Below are 18482 nucleotides of genomic sequence, written 5' to 3'. Positions count from 1 at the left end.
AGCGCGCTTGGATGCTGGCGGCGGCAGCCGTCCTGCACTCAGACGCTTACGCTAAAGCGATTACAGCGCCCGGATCACATCCAGCGCCGCGCCCACCATGTCCTTCACCACCACCTGAACCTGACCGGCTGCTTCGGGCGCGTAGTCGAACGGTTCCGTCTCATCCATGTAAGTCGACTGGCACATTTCCAGTTGTATCGCGTGAATGCCGGTCTCGGGTGTTCCAAAGTGACGCGTGTTGTAACCGCCCTTGAAACGGCCGTTGGCAATCCACGTATAAGCGCTCCGCGCAGCGGCATTCGTGACGGCTTGCAAGGCGCCCGGCGCGGCCGTGCGTCCATCCTGCGTACCAAGGTTCAGATCGGGAAGCTTGCCCTCGAACAAGCGCGGCAACACGCTTGCAATGGAATGCGCTTCCCACAACAACACGTTCGGATGCGCCGCACGCAACCGCGCCAGTTCGGCCTCAAGCACATCGTGATACGGCTGCCAGTAAGTCACCACGCGCCGCGCTTTCTCGGCAGCGTCGGGTCCCGCGCCATCGCGATACAGCGGCATGCCACGGAAGGTTTCGCCTGGGCACAGGCCCGTTGTCGTCTGGCCCGGATAGAGGCTTTCATCGTTCGATGGACGGTTCAGGTCAATCACATAACGCGAGATGCGCGCGCCAAGAATCGTCGCGCCCATCTCGCGGGCGAAGTCATACAGGCGGTCGAGATGCCAGTCGGTGTCCGCAACGGTTAGCGCTATGTCCGTGTACAGCGGCCGCAAGCTCTCGGGAATTTCAGTGCCCAGGTGCGGGATGGAAATAAGCAGCGGCGCGTCGCCGCGATGCAAGGTGTAGAGATCGGTCATGATGGATTCCGGGCGAAGTAAGCGTAAGAAAGAGGGGTGGAAAGAAGTCGATAAGCGGTTATCGGATCGCGTCGTCCGGCAGGTTGGGTAGCGCTTGCTGAAGCGCCGGGCGAATGCGCTGGTCGAGCACGCCACGCGTCAACGAGATCAGTTCGGCCGCAAAACCATCCCATTCGCTCTCACGATGCAGCAGGAAAAAATCGCGGCGTGCAAGGCCGCCCGGTGGCAGCGGCAAGACATCGATTTCGTCCAGATAATGACGCGCCTGCCACAAGCAAAGCGGCGTGGAGATGGCGAAACCGAGACCCGCGGCAACGAGGCTGAGCAGGGGATCGGTGGCGTCGAATTCGTAACGCCGCGGGCTGTCGATACCGAGGTGCCGCGCAAAACGCTCGACCTGCTGGCCGATTACCGAGCGCCCCGTATAACGGATCAAAGGCAGATTGCCGGCGAGCATACGCCAGTCCGCCGCGGGTCGCGACGCGAGGAAGCGCCGCGACGCAACCGCCACGAACGCCTCGGAGAACAACGGAATCTCCACAATGCGCGGGTCCGAAATGACAGTCTGGGTGCATACGGTCAGATCGATCTCGCGATCGTGCAACTGCCTGGTCAGCCCCGGCGTCAGTCCCGACCACAACGCAATCTGCCGCGACGAACCCGAGAGTGCGCGAATCAGTTCCGGACCGATAGTGGCCGCGAACGAGTCCACGCAACCCAGCCGAACCGAAGCGTTGCCTGCATCCGATACCTCGTCGATGCGTGCACTCACACGTTGCGCGTGATCGAGCAAGGGCGTGGCCAGTTCGAGCAAGGCTCGCCCTGCGCTGTTGGCACGCGGCGGCCGGCTGTCCCGGTCGAACAGGCTTGTACCCTGCTCGCGTTCGAGCGCGGATACAGCCTGGCTGATCGCGCTCTGGCTCACGCCGAGCTGCCTGGCAGCGGCGGTCATCGAGCCTGTATCGCAGACGGCAACAAACGCCTGCAGCGCGCGCAGGTCGATAGGGTGACGCGGTCGTCTCATGGGCGCTCCGGTTTGGCGCGGCGCCAGCTTAGCAAGGATGACAGGATGCCCGTGCTGCCAAGGGCGGTGCGAAGCTGCAGTGTTTTCCGTCGATGTCCATAAGTTTGCCTTATGCAAAATTTCTACGGAAGCGGTGTTTCCAGGATCGCGGTGACGCAGGAGCTTATGCAGCGTGGCGGAAGTCAGGATATGGGTGAGATGCGCCAGGCGCGCTTTATCGTTTGGCGGTGTCCAACAGTCAAGGCGCACGCATTTCAGTCAGGGAAAACCAAAGAAGCGTGCGCCTCGATTACAACGCGCAGCAAGGGATCAGAAAGACCCTCGCGCGGCACATGACAGCCCAATGCTAAATACCCGGCATGCGCCCCGCGATGTCCCGGCTTAGCTCGCGCCTTCCGGAAAGTCGGCGCCAATAGTCGTCTTTTCCCACGCGTCGAAGTCTTGAGTCAGCGAAGCGACTTTCTTGCGTGCCAGTTCAAGCGCGGCTTTGCCAAGCAACAGGCGCAGCGGCGGGGTGTCGGAAAGTGCTGCGTCAATGATCGCCTGTGCCGCGCGCACCGGATCGCCCGCCTGATTACCGCTGCGCGCTTCGGTCTGCTTGCGCCGTTCGCCTGCTGTCGCGGCATAGTCATCAATACGCGTAGCCGACTGCTTGATCGACGGCCCGGCCCAGTTGGTACGGAATGGTCCGGGCTCAACCACCAGCACGTCAATGCCCAGCGGTTTCACTTCGATCGCCAACGACTCCGAGATGCCTTCCACCGCGTATTTGGTGCCGTGGTAGTAGCCCGTGGCCGCGAAACTCGTGATCCCGCCTATCGACGAAATGTTGACGATGAGGCCGCTTTTTTGGGCACGCATGATGGGCAGCACGGCCTTCGTCATGTCGACCAGACCGAATACGTTGGTCTCGAACATGGCGCGTACGGCGTCGTCTTCGCCTTCTTCAATCGCTGCCAGATAACCGTAGCCCGCGTTATTCACCAGCGCATCGATACGGCCGAAATGTTTCTGCGACTTCGCGACGACATCGGCGATCTGCTTGCGGTCGGTCACGTCAAGTTGCAACACCAGCGCGCGGTCCCCATGGCCTTCGGCCAGATCCGCGAGCCTGGACGGGTCCCGTGCCGTCACCACGGCGCGCCATCCGCGTTCCAGTACAAGTTTTGTCAGCTCATGGCCGAAGCCGGTCGAGCAGCCGGTGATGAGCCATACGGGGTTGTCTCGATTCATCATGGAAAGCTCCTGTTTATAGATCGGAAAGTCGGTTGTATTGGTGCATCGGAATGAGGGGGATCGTTCGGGCCGAAGCGTGAGGATGCGTCGCCAGAACCATACCCGCGCAGAAATCCCCGCTAGAGCTTACTCGCGATACGCAAACGCAGCACGACGCGGCTGTGTTGGCGCGGTTGATGTCGCTGCTTTCGATTGCCTGATTCTGCTGGCGGCAACAGCTTGAGTCCTGGTTATAGCCGGGCATCGAAGCCGGTCAAGGTCGAATCTGATTTAGTTCATTAGTTTGGTCCAGGACCGGCCTGCATGTCGACTTTACCAACGCCCAGAAATCCATAAGGAACCGATGCACTGAAACCCCTCTCCGAGGCATTTCTTTTGTGCGTTAATACCCCGTTTTTATGCCGTGGCGAAATTAACTAGCGCCCTCCAAAGGTGCAGTTCCTTGGCTCGAAAGGCATCGGTAATATTTAATATACGTCCTGATCATAAACAGGACGGTCAAGCTTACTGTTATTGCGAAACCACGGTAGCTCTTGCCGTTTGATAATGGATTTTTCAAACCGCATTAGATCTCATCGCCCGCTGAGCCTCGACTGCCGTCCGTTACGCTTTTGCGAGCATGCTCAATGAGAACCCCTGTGCGTCATTGGCGGTAATCCGAATCCTGCTAATTCCTGTCTATATGTCTCACGTGTCCGGCATTTTGGCGGACACATAGTATTTGTATCTTCCACGATGCTTATAACAGCGGGTGATTCAAATGACCCGATTCAAATCAGCAACAAATTCTCGATTAAGGAATTGGATAACTCAACAATGGAAATTTTTCCTTGTACCCTGGTCTTCGTCGATGTCGACGCAACCGCCAGTCCCAATAGCACGAGTAAAGATCCGCTGTCCTACGCCCGTCAGGCACTTTGTTTAAACAAGACCCTGCTTCATGCAGGCATGCCCAGGCTTAACGTCTTCACGAATGCACCGGACGCGGTCAACGCATGCTTTTCCCTTGTGCCGGAAGAGCGGCGTCCGCTTGTGCACGAACTGATCACCAGCGTCAACGTTCCAAGGAACACGGAGTTCTACGCGGCGCACTTCAAGCTCGATCTGCTTGAACAAGTGGCCGGCCTGCTCGCACCCGATATGTTGCTGTTGCTGCTCGATTCGGACATTGTCGCCATCCGTCCCCTGGGCGATGAGTTGCTTCAACTCTGTGCCGATGCAGGAGTCGGCGCGTTCGATATATCGGACCAAGTGTTCCCAGCTTATGGAAGCGCCAACGTCATTAAAGATCTCGAGATCGTGGCCGGCCGGCATCTGCTCAATCCGCGTTGGTATGGCGGGGAGTTCCTGCTCAGCACGAGCGCGTTCTTAAGGGCGTTGGTGCCTCGTGCCCGCGCGCACTGTGAACGGTATGTTGGAGAGATCGAGCGCCTGCAGCATCATGGCGACGAGTCGTTTGTCTCCGCCGCGCTCAATACTCTTGCCGACGAAGGGCAGCAGATCGTGGAACTGGGAGCGTACCAGGCGATCGGCCGGCACTGGACCGGCAACACGCATCGCGACCTTCGATGGTTCCAGCATTGCTGCTTCGTCCATTTGCCCGATGGCAAGGCGTTGATCGAACGCGAGGCGCGTTATCCCGGCTTTGACCCAAATCGCTTCTGGCGGACGGTGACGACGGCACATCTTCTCAACCGCGCGCGCTTCGGCATCAAGTTGTGTTTTGAGGCGACCTCGATCGCGCCGCAACTGCGCAAGATGATCGTGCCGGGCAAGCCGGCGTCGTCAGGTGACGAACCGGCTGCCGCACCGAATTCCGAGCCGGACTCGCCGGAGCCCGGTCCGTTCAGCGCGCTGCGCGTAAAGCGCCGCCTGAACGAAAAGAGCGACGAGCCCGTGTCCTGAGTTGACTAACGTAATGGCGTAAGAGGCAAACGCTTGCCGAGGCCGTCCATTTCAAGCCGCCGCGCCCGCCACGATCGAAGCCGCAAGCAGCGCCTGCGTATAGGGATGCACGGGCGCTTGCAAAACGTCCATCGTGTCGCCCATCTCCACAATTCGCCCTGCCTTCATGACCGCCACCCTGTGCGCCATCGCACGCATCACGGCAAGGTCATGCGTGATGAACAGATAACTCAGCGTGTATTTTTTCTGCAGCCGCGTGAGCAGGTTAAGCACCTGCTGCTGTATCGATACATCGAGCGCGCTCGTGGGTTCATCGAGCACCAGCAGTTCCGGCTCGACCGCCAGCGCCCGGGCAATGGCTATACGTTGGCGCTGACCACCGGAAAATTCGTGGGGATAACGCGGCAGGACATCGGCGGGCATTCCCACTTCGTCGAGCAACGCCACCACGCGTTGGCGCCGCGCCGTGGCCGTCACCTCCGGCCGATGCAATGCAATCCCCTCACCCACGATCTGCTCGATCGTCATGCGCGGCGACAATGATCCGTAGGGATCCTGAAATACTACTTGCAGCCGCGCCGATACGCTGCGCCGCGAGTTCATGCTCTTGAGCGTGGACAAGGCCTGTCCATCGATATGGATCAGCCCTTCGGTCGGCCGCTGAAGACCCAGGATGGCAGCGGCAAGCGTGGACTTTCCTGATCCGGATTCGCCCACTATCCCGAGCGTTTCGCCGCGTCTCAATGTGATGCCGACGTCCTGCAAAGCGCGGAATGAAGACTTCGAAAACGTGGACCGCCAGCCTTTCACCGAAATCCGGTAGTCCACCGACAAGCCCTGCACTTCGAGCAGCCGCCGCGCGTTCGAGGCGATCGGATCGATCGCGCGTTCAGGCTCGCTGTTGAGCAGGCGGCGCGTGTAAGGGTGCTGCGGATTCGCAAACAGTTCCGCGGTCGAATTGGTTTCCACCAGCACGCCCTTCTCCATCACCGCCACGCGTTGCGCAAAGCGCTTCACCAGGTTCAGGTCGTGCGTGATCAGCAGCACCGCCATGCCGCGCTCGGCCGCCTCCTGTTCCTGCAAGCCAATCAGCAGTTCCACTATCTGCTGGCGCACGGTCACGTCGAGGGCCGTGGTGGGTTCATCGGCGAGCAGCAAGCGCGGGCGGCATGCGAGCGCCATCGCGATCATCGCGCGTTGCCGCTGACCGCCGGAGAGCTGATGCGGGAAGCTGTCGATACGCCGTTCCGGTTCGGGAATACCGGTGCGCCGCAATAACTCAATACCGCGCTCGCGGGCCGCGTTGGGACGCAAACCTTCGTGCAGACGCAGGCTTTCCGCGATCTGCTTGCCGATAGTGAACAACGGATTGAGCGCGGTCATCGGTTCCTGGAAGACCATGGCGACGTCGCGGCCGCGAATGCCGCGCATTTCTTGCTCGGTCTTTTGCAGGAGATCGTCGCCGTCCAGCAGGATGCGCCCAGTCTGGCGAGCGTTGTCCGCAAGACCCAGAATGGACAGTGCCGTGACGCTCTTGCCCGATCCCGATTCGCCCACCAGCGCCACGCGTTCGCCACGCCCGATAGAAAGATTCAGGTCGCGTACGACGGTCTTGTCGCCGAAACTGATGGATAAACCGTCGAGTTGCAACAGAGGGACGCTCACTTCTGTGCCCCTCCGAATGCGGAACCGCGCGTACGGGTATCGAGTGCGTTGCGCAATGCGTCGCCCATGAAGGTCAGCAGCAGCAAGGTGACGACAAGGCCGCCGAACGCCGCGCCGGAGATCCACCATGCATCGAGATTATTTTTTCCTTCGGCAAGCAACTCGCCCAGGCTAGGTGTCGGGGCGGGCACGCCAAGCCCCAGGAAGTCGAGGCTGGTCAGCGCGAGAATCGCCGCGCTCATGCGAAACGGCAGGAAGGTGATCACGGGAGTCAGGCTGTTGGGCAACACGTGACGCCACATGATCTGCCAGTTCGACAAGCCCATCGTGCGAGCTGCGCGAACGTAGTCGAGCGAACGGTTGCGCAGGAATTCGGCGCGCACATAGTCCGACAGCGTCAGCCATCCGAACGCCGAGAGCAGGATGAACAGCAGCCACAAGGTCGGCTCGAAGATCGACGCGAAGATGATCAGCAGGTACAGGTCGGGCATCGAACTCCAGATCTCGATCAGGCGCTGGCCGATCAAGTCGGTGCGTCCGCCGTAAAAACCCTGCACTGCGCCCGTCAGGACGCCCAGGAAGACGCCGGAGACGGTGAGTGCGAGCGCCATGAGCACAGAGAGCCGGAAGCCGTACAGCAGCCGCGAAAGGACGTCGCGGCCGAACTGGTCCGTCCCGATCCAGTTGGCGGCCGAGGGCGGCGCGGGGTTCGGCGTGGTCGCGAAATAGTCGACGGTGTCGTAGTGAAAATGATTAAGCGGATAGATCGCGAAATTACCCTTCGATTCCAGCCGGTCCCGAATATACGGGTCGAGATAGTTCGCCCGCGCCGGGAAATCGCCGCCGAATACTTTCTCCGAATAGTCCTTAACAATCGGGAAATAGTAGTGTCCCTCGTAGCGGATCAACAGCGGTTTGTCGTTCGCCAGCACTTCGCCCAGCAGGCTGATGACAAACAACGCCACGAAAACAATCGTGCTCCAGTAGCCCAGGCGCTGCGCCTTGAAACGCAGCCATACGCGACGGCCGGGCGACTCGGACGGCGGGGGTGTTGCTATAGCGGCTTCGCCCATGATCGGATTCGTGCAGACGTTCATGCTCTCACCGGTCCAGCCGGTCGAACTGGATACGGGGGTCGACGAGGACATAACAAACGTCCGCAATAAGCTTGGTCACAAGACCAATCAGGGTGAACAGGTAAAGCGAACCGAGTACGACGGGATAGTCGCGCCGGATCACCGAGTCGTAGGAAAGCTGGCCCATGCCATCGAGTGAAAACAATGTCTCGATGAGCAGGTTGCCATTGAGGAACGCACCGACAAACGCTGCCGGCAGTCCGGTCAGGAGTGGAATCATCGCATTGCGTAGTACGTGTTTCCACAAGACGTCGCGTTGCGGCGCACCTTTCGCGCGCGCAGTCAGCACGTATTGCCGGCTGATCTCTTCGAGGAACGTGTTCTTCGTGAGGATCGTGATAATCGCAAAGTTGCCGACCACCGCAGCGGTCACCGGCAACGCGATGTGCCACAGATAATCAAGTACCTTTCCCGCAATGCTGAGCTGGTCGAAGTCGTCGGAGGTAAGGCCGCGCATGGGGAACACCTGCCACAACGTACCGCCGCCAAATAACATCAGCAGCAGCACGCCCAGCACGAAACCGGGAATGGCGTAACCGGTCAGCACCAGCACGCTCGTGGCGGTATCGAAGCGGGAGCCGTTTCGAACAGCCTTCGAAATCCCCAGCGGCACCGCAATAAGGTAGGTCAGCAGCACGGTCCAGAGTCCCAGCGTGATGGACACCGGCAGCTTGGAACGGATCACCGCCCAGACGCTTTGATGCTGGTAGTACGACTGACCAAGATCGAAACTCGCGTAGTTCCTGAGCATGCTCGCGTAGCGCACGAGCGGCGGCTTGTCGAAGCCGAACTGCTTCTTCAGTTGCTCGACCTGCTGCGGGTCGACACCCTGGCTGCCGTGATAGCCGCCGGCCCCGCCCGCCTCGCCGCGACTCCCGCCATGGCGCATCTGGGTCAGAATCTGCTCGACCGGTCCACCTGGCACGAACTGCGTCACGAAGAACGTCAGCGTGACCACGCCGATCAGCGTGGGGATCATCAGCAACAGGCGTCTGAGGATATAAGCGGCCATGGCAATCTCAGTGTGTTGAAGCAGCCGTAGTGGCACCGGACGGCGCCTTCACGAACCAGTAGTCGACCAGCCAGTCCTCAGCAAGGTACGAAAGCGGCGAGACCCGGGGAAAGCCCATTCGAGCCCTGTACCCCACCCGCGTATTCGGCGAGTAGTACTCCGGCACCATGTAGTACCCGTTGATCAGGATCCGGTCGAGCGCGCGCGTGGCGGTCTCCAGATCGCCGAGTGTCTGCGCTTTTAACGCAGCGTCGATCATTGCGTCGGCGGCTTTCGAACGGACCCCCGGGAAATTCTCCGAGCCCGGCTGCGAGGCTGCCGCGCTGCCGAAACGGCGCGTCAATTCGCCGCCCGGAATAGTGACCGGTGCGTAGATATACGTAGTCATGTCGAAGTCGAACGCGTCCATGCGTTTCTCGTACAACGCGCTGTCGAGTTCTCGCAGATGCGCCTGCACACCGAGTGTCTGCAACTGCTGGATGTAGGGCAAGACGACCCCGTCCATGCCGGGTTGGTCGTCCATGATCTCGATGGTCATCGGCGTGCCGCTGGCGTTGCGCAATGCCCCGTCACGGTACTGCCAGCCTGCTTCGTTCAGCAGCGTCTGGGCTTCCCTTAAATTGGCGCGCAACGAATGCGGTGGCACGGTGTCCGGCTGCTTCAGCATCGGGCCGAACACGGAGGCGGGAAGCGTCGCCCGGTAGGGTTCGAGCAACTTCAACTCTTTCGCATCCGGCACGCCGGTCGCACCGAATGGGGAGTCCTGGAAGTAACTTCCCGTGCGACGATATTGACCATAGAACGCCAGCCGGTTCAGCCAGTCGTAGTCAAAAGCGAGCGTCAGCGCCCGACGCACGCGAGTGTCCGAGAACAGCGGCTTGCGGGTATTGAAAATCAGGCCCTGCATCTGCGCCGGGCCATCGGGGAACTCGCCTTTTTTGAGCGACCCATTGCTGAAGTTCTTGCCGACGTACTTGCGCGCCCAGGTCGATGATGAATACTCTGCACGCAGATCGGTGTGGCCCGCCTTGAAATCTTCCAGCGACGTGTAGTGATCGGTGAACAGCCGGAACGTGATGCGCTGGAAGCGGTACATGCCGCGTCGCGACGGCAGGTCGGCGGCCCAGTAATCCGGGTTGCGCCTGTAAGTGATCTGCTTGTCGTTCTTGCGCTGTTCGATCAGGTAAGGACCGCTTGCCACCGGTGGCACATCCGATATCTGATCGAACGGCGGACGCGTGCCGTCCGCTTTCATACCCCACTTCGGCGAGAAAACCGGCAGGTCGCCTGCGATCAGCGGCGCATCGCGGCGCGCTTCCCTGAAGTCGAAGCGCACCGTCAAGCGATCGACCACGGTCGCGCGGCTGATGTTGGCGAACTGCGAGTTGTAGATCGGCGAGACCTGATGGCTGGCCAACGTGTCGTATGAATACTTCACATCGGCGGCGGTGATCGGGTCGCCATTGGAAAAACGCGCCTTCGGATTGATATGGAACGTGGCCGACTTGCCGTCCGGAGCCACCTCCACGTCGTCCGCGATCACTGGATACTCCGACGCCAGTTCGTCCCAGCTTCGCTGCATCAGCGTGTCGAACATCAGGTTCTTCAGGTCGGGCGCCGGTGCGCCGCGGACCAGGAAGGGATTCATCGAATCGTAGCTTTGCAGTTCATCATAGTTCTGGAAATTCATGTCGCCGTTAGCCGGCGCGTCCGGGTCGGCATAGTCGAAGTGCGTGAAGTTCGCCGGATACTTCGGCTCGTCGTATTGCGCGATCGACGGCCTCGCGAACGCTTGCGATGCAACGAGCAGTGCCGCAAACCCCAGCGTGGCGCAGTTTCTGATGCAGCGTCTATTCATCGTCCCTTGCCGCCGCTGTCTTGACCGGGAACTGCGCGTCACCCATATTCGGCTGCGGGTTCTTCTCGCCTTTATATCCCTTGCCGGCTGCGATAAACACGCCTATCGGCGGCCGATGTTCCGAATGTACCGGCGCCCACAGCGCGCCTTTCAGGGGATGACACGGTTCGTTCATAACAAGCCTGGAGAATGAAATGGGCGCGTGCGTCCGGATGAAAACGCGCCGCGGGGCCCTTGCCGCGCGGAAGTCGAGCGGCCGGCGCAAGCGCAGCACCGCGCTCAATGCTTGATGATGTACATGTCTTCGCTGCGGTAGTGATCCATCGGGTTTTTCGTGGAATAGCCGCCCACGTAACTCTTGACCAACCGCACCAGCGTGTATTGCAGCAGCGGCAGCATCGGATAATCTTCCATTGCCACCTTGGCCGCTTCGGTCTGCAACCGCTGGCGCGTGGCCGGGTCGGTGGAGTTGGACGCCTCGTGCATCAACGCATCGGCTTTGGGGTTGCACGCCTGGTTGTCGTTCTGCTCGGAACCGCATTGAACCAGCGTGAGGAACGTGCTTGCGTCGTTGTAATCCGCCACCCAGCCATTGCGTGCAATCTGGTAGTCGCCGTCGTGCCGCTTCTTGAGCAACACCTTGAATTCCATCGCCTGGATTTCAGTATCCAGGCCTAGTTTCGTCTTCCATTCGGAAGCCGCGAAGATCGCCATCTTCTTGTGATACTCACTCGTGTTCGTGACGAACTGCAACTTGGTGCCAGGTTTCACGCCTGCCTCAGCCAGCAGCTTTTTCGCTTCGTCCACGCGCTTCGCCATGGGCCACGAGGCCCAGTCGTACGCGCTGACGTCGGCGCCCTTCACGCCCTTCACGATCACGCCATACGCCGGGATCTGGCCGTCAGCAGTTACACGCTGCGCGAGAATGTCCCGGTCGATGACCATGGACAGCGCCTGGCGCACACGTACGTCTTTCAGGAGCGGGTCTTTGTTGTTGAACGAGTAATAGCGCAAACCGAGCATGGGCGCCGCACGCATCTCGTTCGGGTACTGCTCCTTGTAGCGGGCATAGGTGCCCGAGGGAAGCTGGTTCACCCAATCGTCACCGCCGGACTTGTACAGATCCACGTCTGTGTTTTCATCCTCCACCGGCAGGTATGTGACCTGGTTCAATTGCACGTAAGCAGCATTCCAGTACTGCGGGTTCTTTTGCAGCACAAGGCGGTTGTTCACCTGCCAGTCCTTCAGCATGAACGCGCCATTGCTGACCAGCTTGCCGGGTTTGGTCCAGTCGCGGCCGTACTTTTCGACGGCCGCCTTGTTTACCGGCCCAAGGTTCGTATTCGACATCAGGTCAGGCAGGAACGGCACTGGATAGGGCGTCCTGATTTCGACCGTGTACGGGTCGGGTGCGCTCACGCCAAGCGACGCCACCGGTTTCTTGCCCGCGACAATGTCTGTTCCGTTAAGGAGGAACATGCCGTAGGTGGTCGCGTACGGCGAAGCCGTTTTTGGATCGACGAGACGCTGGCATCCGTAGACAAAGTCAGCGGCGACAACCGGGTCGCCGTTGGACCACTTCGCATTCCTTCGCAGATGAAAGACCCACGTAGTGGGGTCCTTCATTTCCCACTTTTCCGCGACGCCGGGGACGGTCTCACCGTCCGCACGCGTCGCGGTCAACCCTTCAAACAGATCGCGCGCCACGGTATTGGCCGGCACTGATTCCGCCACGTTCGGATCAAGCGTCTCCACTTCAGTGCCGTTGTTGCGCACCAGTTCCTGCTTCGCAGCGAGTTGCACGCCAGGAGGAATGATCGCTGCCTGCGCGGCGCCGGCGAGCATGAAGCCGCCCAGAACAAGTGCCGCGGATGCACAGCGAAGACGGATTGAAGGATAAGGACGTGGCGCGAAAAACATCTGGAAACTCCTGGTATTCGTGACTTCCGCGCTCGGCTTTGACTGCGGCCTTGAGCACGTCGTGCGATGAGGCGTCGAACGATCGATGGTTTAATCGAATGGTCCGGGATTCCGAAAACGAGGTTGCTCCAGCGCCGCATGACACGCGCCGGAGCAACCATTCCATCAGTCAAACAAACTACAGCGACATCAGAACTTGTACGTTGCGCCAATCTGCGCGAAGCGGCCAATGTTCGTGTATATCGACTGGTCATAGCCATTCTGATCCAGCGTGCCATTTGCAAAGATCGGATCGTACGGCGGCGCACGGTTGAAGATGTTGTCGATGCCGCCGAAGACCGTCCAGTGCTTGAAGCCCGTGTACGTCATCATCAGGTTGAACTGGCTGTACGATCCCACGTGGGATGGCCCGGCGGCGACCAGATTCTGCGCATACGGGCCCGTGAACTGCCACGTCAACGCTGCGTCAAACTTGTTGTACGCCCAGTCCAGGGTGGTGTTGCCTTTCCAGCGCGGGAAGCTGCCGCCGAACGGCTGTGTGAGGGTGTAGTCGTTACCCGCACCATTCACCGGCGCCTGACCCGGCGAGCCGAGCTTGAAGCTGTTCACGTATGCCCAGTCAGCAGACAGGGTGAACGTTCCGGTCTTCGTCGGCAGCGACTGGCGGAACGTGCCTTCGAAACCGTTCGTATCCAGATAGCCGAGGTTCTGGTACGGGATGACCTTGTACAGGAGATCGCCCGTGACCGGGTCGGTGACAACCTGCGAAGGCGAGCCCTGGCCGATCACGTTATCGACACGAATCTTGTACCAGTCCAGGCCGATATCGGTCGTACGAGTAGGCGACAACTGGAAGCCGATGCTGAGGTTTTTCGTACGCTCCGCCTTCAGGTCCGGATTACCCTCCGTGATCGACGTGTAGTTCTGGCCGGTGGTCTGGTCAACCTGAATACCCATCGTTTGCGAGTTGCTGTTCTCAACGAACGTCGGCGCACGGAAGCCACGGTTGTACGAGGTGTACATCGTGAGTGCCTGAACCGGCTGATAGCGCAACGCGAAACGCGGCGAGAACGCACCACCGACATCGCTGTAGTGGTCGTAACGGCCCGACTGGCTGAACGTCAGCGCGCGGACAATAGGAATGTCCACCTGGTAGTACACGGCAGCCACGTTGCGCTGGCCGTTCACCGTCTGAAGATTCGGGCTGATGACCTGGCCCTGCTCGAATGCCGCACCCGGGTTCATCACTTCACTCTGGTGAGTGAACTGTGCACCGAAGCCGAGACCCACATCACCCGCCGGCAGACTGAAGAGGTGTGGCGTGGACAGCGTCGCGTCAACGGTATCGAGCTTGGAGATAGCCAGGTTGTTCGCATCCTGGTACAACCCGTTGAGGCCGTTCGGCGTAGCCGCGGGATTCGAGAAATCGAACGTCCCGTTCTGGTAAATATTGGTCAGTGCCGCGGTGTTGAGCTGGTTCGTATAAGTGTTCGAAACCGTGCTTTGCGAGTGACTGACCGACGTCGCCCAATCCCACTCGCCGTTCGGCAGGTTGAACGAGCCCTTGATGCCCGTGGAGGCGCGCCAGTAGGTCGAATACGTGTCTTCCGCTACTGCGCCCGGGAACGCATACGTGAGCGGCGTGGCTGCCCCGAACGGGTTGTACGGATTACTCGCCGGCACAGTGAAGTTGAACGGCGAAAGCAGCTTGGTCTGCGGATTCCACACGAGCGCGGGGACCTGCGGATTGCCGATAACGTTGTTCCACAGACCGTCGTTCGTCGTGGTCTTGTTGCTGCTGATCAGGAAGTCGCCAAACGCCGTCGTCTCATCGTTGATCTTGAAATCAGCGTGAAGCTTCGCGTTCAAACGCTCGGTCATCGGCGCGATAGACGTGCTTTCTGCGGAGTTGTAGCCGCAGATCGTGCCCGGCAAACCTGCCGTCAGCGAGTTCGTGCCTGCGGGATGCACCGCACCGCCGTTCGCACAGCCGCTCAATGCCTGCGCGCTGCCGTCGGGCATATTCCAGTATGACGGCGCGAGCAACGAATGGCCGCCCGGATTATTGGTGAAATCCTGACCGCTTGTCGCATCGCGGTCGGCCAGCGTGAAGCCGTTCGACTTGTAGTAACTTGCCGCGGCCGTCACGTTGAAGCGATCGGCGTTGAGATCGCCAAAGCCGGCGAGCACGCCGAATTTGGTCGTGCCCGCGCCGCCGCCCTGGCTGATGGCGCTGCCGTAGCTGCCGTCGAGTTGCAGGCCCTGGAAGTCATGCTTCGTGATGATGTTGACCACGCCCGCGATGGCGTCTGAACCGTATTGCGACACGGCACCTGTCTTCACGATTTCGATGCGGTCAATGGAGTTCAACGGCAGCGTATTCAAGTCGAAGAACGAGTCGACGCTGTTCGAGAAGAACGCGAAAGGCGCAACACGCTGTCCATCCACCAACACGAGCGTGTACTTTTCACTGAGACCGCGCAGAGCAATACCCGCAGCGCCTGCGGCAAAGTTGCCGGACTGGCCTTCGCCCCAGCTATTAGCCGAGTTAGCTGAAGTCGTGCGCAGATAATCGGCGACGGTCGTGGCGCCGCTGTTCTGGATGTCTTTCTGCGTTACCGTCTGAACCGCATTGAAGCCGACCTTGTCGGCGCTGCGGATCAGCGACCCGGTCACTTCGAATTTCTTGATTTGCTGGACACCCTTGTCAGCAGTCGGTGTCGCGGTGTTGTTGTCCGCGGACGGTGTTGCAGCGGTGCCCGATGCGGGCGCCGCCGCTACCGCCGGCGTGCTTTCCGTTGTCGTTGCGCCCGCAGCCGTACCCGCGGTGGCCGGCTGGCTTTGCGCAAACGCAGGTACGGCGATTGCGGCTGACAATGCTAGCTCAGCCCAGACTATTCTTTTGATGGCCAGCGCCAATGCCCGTTGTTTCATTTTTCCCCTTCTCGCTCGTCAGTAAGGCACAGCTGTGTGTGAAGAGAGGTCTTGTGGACCTCTCCACTCGATATACGGCGTTCTTGCGCCGCGCTCCGTTAAAGCTGACCCGCGCTTCCACTGCCAGGCAAACGGCCAAAAACGCACCAAATTGCAAATACAGACAGAAAGACGGGACACTTCAAATGCTTCAATATCGGACTACTTATCTACTGCAAAACGACATGCGCAGCGCTTTCTAATTGTTTTAACTTCGACTACTTTGCGTGATGGACCGGGCAACGCCCTTTCATCAGATCAAGCTTACATAAAACCATTCGCAATCCTTACTAACACATTCGCGAGTGCTTTTAACGAAAGCACGGAACAGGATCACCTAGAACAATCTTGGCGTTCCCACCCATACAATCACCGCTTCTTCGCGAGCCGTATTGCACCAGGCGTGAGGCACGGTAGACTCGTAATGCGCGGTGTCACCTGCCTGCAATACGAACGTTGTACCTTCTAACGTGAGCGATATCTGGCCGCTCATCACGTACAAGAACTCTTCCCCTGCATGTGTCGTGACTTCCGATGGGTTCTGTCCCACCGGCATCCTGACGAGAATCGCTTCCAGCATGCCGCCGACCGACAAGTTGGTCAGCCGTCCAAAAAGATTCGCAGTTCCGTCGAACCCGAAGTATTCCAGCTCACTCCCTCTACGCACCGACTTGTCTTCGGTTGGCGTGTCAACGAAGTACTGCACTGTGACGCCTAGCGCTCGCGCAATGCCAACCAGCGATGTAATGGAAGGCGTTGCATGACCTCGTTCCACCTGCGATAAAAAGGGCTTGGAAATCCCCGCACTCGTCGCCACTTCATCCAGCGTGCGCTTGAACCGTTGGCGAAGCGCGCGAATTTTGCTACCTATGGAAACTGCGATCTGTGCCTTGTTATCGAGTGGCAAAACCATAGCAAGACAGAATCCCGTGGTCAAAATTAGTTTGTATACCAAACTATGTTTTATTGGACGCAACATCCTCCCTAAGACATGCGCCATATGCCCGGTTAGCTGCCGCGATGCGTGGTGCAATCAATGCGATCATCGGGACACTTCGCACTTGCCTAAAACCGGAAGTTGGTTGCATACGCAACCAACTTCCTCTACTTCTCCTGTCAAGGACCTGCGTTCCATACGGCGAGCATGTCCCGCGCGGGTCAGCGCACGGATAGCCCGGCGACACCTCACGCGATGGGACATGTTGGAACCGGGATGCCGTTACTTCGACGCCACCAGCACCCACAATCGGGCGAGGTCGGCCGAACCGTCGGAGCCTTTCACCGCACGGAAGGTTTGCACTGCCCGGGCTTTGTCGCCTGCGACGTAGTAGGCCACGCCGAGATGCAGTTGCGCCTGGTCAGGGTGATCGATCCCACCCTTCGCGATCGCCGCCTCCATTGCTGCAAGACCCTGCTTGGTTTGCCCCGCGAAGACCTGGTTGAAGCCGACGTCGACCGGCGCTACAGGGTTCGCCGCATCAGCCGGCGCTTGTGCCCGCTTCGCGGCGAGTGCCTGCAAGCGCTTTTCGCGATCCGCTTGTGCATCGTGGCCCAGAACGCCCGAGGCGAAGCCCTGATCGATCACCTGCTTGCCCTCGGCCGTGGTACCCGCCACGATCGCGAGCTGGGTCATCTCCATGTAATCGTCGGCGGTAGTGAGTGATCCGGTCGCGCGACGCAGCCGATACGTGTCGACATCGAGCGACGACGAATAGCCCGGCTTCGCGCGGATCGATTGAAACAGGTCATCCCAGTAAGACTGCTTCGGGTGATAGGCGACCAGTTTTTCGAGCGTGCTGCGATATGTGGTGTCATCTTTTACACGCTGCGCGCACGTGCCGAGCAGTTGCAGTTGCGACTCGTCGGGCGCATGGCCGGCACGCACTTGTGCATCGACCCCAGGTTTGAGCAGGCTCACCACATTGCCGCAATCGTTCGACAGGTAGTAGGACTGGACGAGCAGAGTGCGCATATCGGGATCGTTGCCGCCCGACTTCTGATAGCGCTGCGCGACCTTGATAGCCTGTGCGTAGTTCTTTTGCTCGAAGTAGATGCCTGCAAGCGCCGCCGTGGTGCGTTGTTCGTCGGCACCGGTGAGGCGCCCTGAACTCAGCAACGTTTCGTAGGCTTGAGCCGCTACACCATTGTCGCCTGCCGCCGCAGCAGCCGCGCCGCGCATCTCTTCGACCATATAGCTTTCGTACGGCGTCTTGCCCGGCACGGCAGCCGCCTGATCGATCTTCGTCAATGCGTCCTTGTACTTGTGCGCGCGATACAGGTCTTGTGCGGCATTCAGCGGCTTCGACACATCCGGGCGCAAGGTGTCCGCGGCATGAGACGTGACCGGCAGCACGACAAGCGCGGACAGTCCTCCAATAGCGGCCGCCATGACGGCGCGTTTGAAGCGTTGATGGATCGTTAGCATTCCACTTCCCTATTGCATGTACTGCTCATTGCCGATGAGGCCGATCTTCGTCGCGCCCAGTCGTTGAGCGGACGCCATCACCGCCGCGACGTCCTTATACGGCACCAGCTTGTTAGGCCGCAGATGGATTTCCGCCTGCACCGGTTCAGCGGCCACCTGTGCGAGCCTGGATTCGAGTGCAGCACGATCCGGCACCGGCTGGCCGTTCCAGGTCGTGGTGCCGTCGAAGTCGATATCGATCTGCACCACTTCCGGCTGCGTGATTGGCGGCGGCGGATTGCCGATCGGCAAGTTCATCTTGATGGCGTGCGTCTGGATCGGGATCGTGATGATCAGCATGATCAGCAACACCAGCATCACGTCGATCAGTGGCGTGGTGTTGATATCGACCATCACTTCCGGCTCAGCGTTGCCACCGCCCGACGATACGTTCATTCCCATGGTCTTCTCCGGTCCCATGCAAGGCTCGACCG

At 59.8% G+C, this 18482-nt stretch carries 14 protein-coding genes; 1 reads left to right on the top strand and 13 read right to left on the bottom strand.

What is annotated here, in order from left to right; genetic code table 11:
- Positions 1-60 precede the first annotated feature (60 nt).
- The 3 genes from hutG to ACSQ8V_RS22180 form a co-directional block, all read right to left on the bottom strand.
- Complete coding sequence (hutG, locus tag ACSQ8V_RS22190; protein WP_436183722.1) at positions 61-855, bottom strand: N-formylglutamate deformylase; 795 nt, start codon at positions 853-855, stop codon at positions 61-63.
- Between the two features lie 58 nt (positions 856-913).
- A complete protein-coding gene (locus tag ACSQ8V_RS22185) occupies positions 914-1879 on the bottom strand; it encodes a LysR family transcriptional regulator (RefSeq protein WP_436183721.1) in 966 nt (321 codons plus the stop codon).
- Between the two features lie 381 nt (positions 1880-2260).
- Complete coding sequence (locus ACSQ8V_RS22180; RefSeq protein WP_436207173.1) at positions 2261-3115, bottom strand: oxidoreductase; 855 nt, start codon at positions 3113-3115, stop codon at positions 2261-2263.
- An 816-nt stretch (positions 3116-3931) separates the two neighbouring features.
- Here ACSQ8V_RS22180 and ACSQ8V_RS22175 point away from each other — a divergent pair.
- Positions 3932-5020: a hypothetical protein gene (locus ACSQ8V_RS22175; RefSeq protein WP_436207172.1), complete on the top strand. Its 1089-nt coding sequence runs from the start codon at positions 3932-3934 to the stop codon at positions 5018-5020.
- A 51-nt stretch (positions 5021-5071) separates the two neighbouring features.
- Here the strand turns inward: ACSQ8V_RS22175 and ACSQ8V_RS22170 are convergent, their stop codons facing one another.
- The 10 genes from ACSQ8V_RS22170 to ACSQ8V_RS22125 all read right to left on the bottom strand — a co-directional run bounded on the left by ACSQ8V_RS22170 (position 5072) and on the right by ACSQ8V_RS22125 (position 18450).
- On the bottom strand, positions 5072-6685 hold the full coding sequence (locus tag ACSQ8V_RS22170) for an ABC transporter ATP-binding protein (RefSeq protein ID WP_436207171.1): 1614 nt from the start codon (positions 6683-6685) through the stop codon (positions 5072-5074).
- A complete protein-coding gene (locus tag ACSQ8V_RS22165; protein WP_436207170.1) occupies positions 6682-7833 on the bottom strand; it encodes an ABC transporter permease in 1152 nt (383 codons plus the stop codon). Before ACSQ8V_RS22165 ends, ACSQ8V_RS22170 begins: the two co-directional genes overlap by 4 nt.
- Positions 7787-8833, bottom strand: coding sequence for a microcin C ABC transporter permease YejB (locus tag ACSQ8V_RS22160; RefSeq protein ID WP_436207169.1), 1047 nt, complete (start codon positions 8831-8833; stop codon positions 7787-7789). Before ACSQ8V_RS22160 ends, ACSQ8V_RS22165 begins: the two co-directional genes overlap by 47 nt.
- 7 nt (positions 8834-8840) lie before the next feature.
- Positions 8841-10691 carry an extracellular solute-binding protein gene (locus ACSQ8V_RS22155; protein WP_436207168.1) on the bottom strand — a complete coding sequence of 617 codons (1851 nt, stop codon included), beginning with the start codon at positions 10689-10691 and terminating at the stop codon, positions 8841-8843.
- On the bottom strand, positions 10684-10866 hold the full coding sequence (locus ACSQ8V_RS22150; RefSeq protein ID WP_436207167.1) for a hypothetical protein: 183 nt from the start codon (positions 10864-10866) through the stop codon (positions 10684-10686). The genes ACSQ8V_RS22155 and ACSQ8V_RS22150 overlap by 8 nt, the downstream gene beginning before the upstream one ends.
- Positions 10867-10970: 104 nt before the next feature.
- The gene (locus ACSQ8V_RS22145) at positions 10971-12611 is read right to left on the bottom strand and encodes a peptide ABC transporter substrate-binding protein (RefSeq protein WP_213762081.1); all 1641 of its coding nucleotides are present in this window, start codon (positions 12609-12611) and stop codon (positions 10971-10973) included.
- 189 nt (positions 12612-12800) lie between these two features.
- Entirely contained in the window at positions 12801-15545 is a 2745-nt protein-coding gene (locus ACSQ8V_RS22140) for a TonB-dependent receptor (RefSeq protein WP_436207166.1), read from the bottom strand.
- A gap of 376 nt (positions 15546-15921) precedes the next feature.
- Positions 15922-16497 carry a helix-turn-helix domain-containing protein gene (locus ACSQ8V_RS22135; protein WP_213762079.1) on the bottom strand — a complete coding sequence of 192 codons (576 nt, stop codon included), beginning with the start codon at positions 16495-16497 and terminating at the stop codon, positions 15922-15924.
- 306 nt (positions 16498-16803) lie between these two features.
- On the bottom strand, positions 16804-18009 hold the full coding sequence (locus ACSQ8V_RS22130) for a tetratricopeptide repeat protein (protein WP_213762078.1): 1206 nt from the start codon (positions 18007-18009) through the stop codon (positions 16804-16806).
- Between the two features lie 9 nt (positions 18010-18018).
- Positions 18019-18450, bottom strand: coding sequence for an ExbD/TolR family protein (locus tag ACSQ8V_RS22125; protein ID WP_213762077.1), 432 nt, complete (start codon positions 18448-18450; stop codon positions 18019-18021).
- Positions 18451-18482 lie beyond the last annotated feature (32 nt).

It is taken from the genome of Caballeronia sp. LjRoot31 (assembly GCF_964253885.1).
Classification (GTDB): Bacteria; Pseudomonadota; Gammaproteobacteria; order Burkholderiales; family Burkholderiaceae; genus Caballeronia.
Note: the sequence above shows the minus strand (reverse complement) of the source record. Positions and strands in the feature narration are given on the sequence as shown.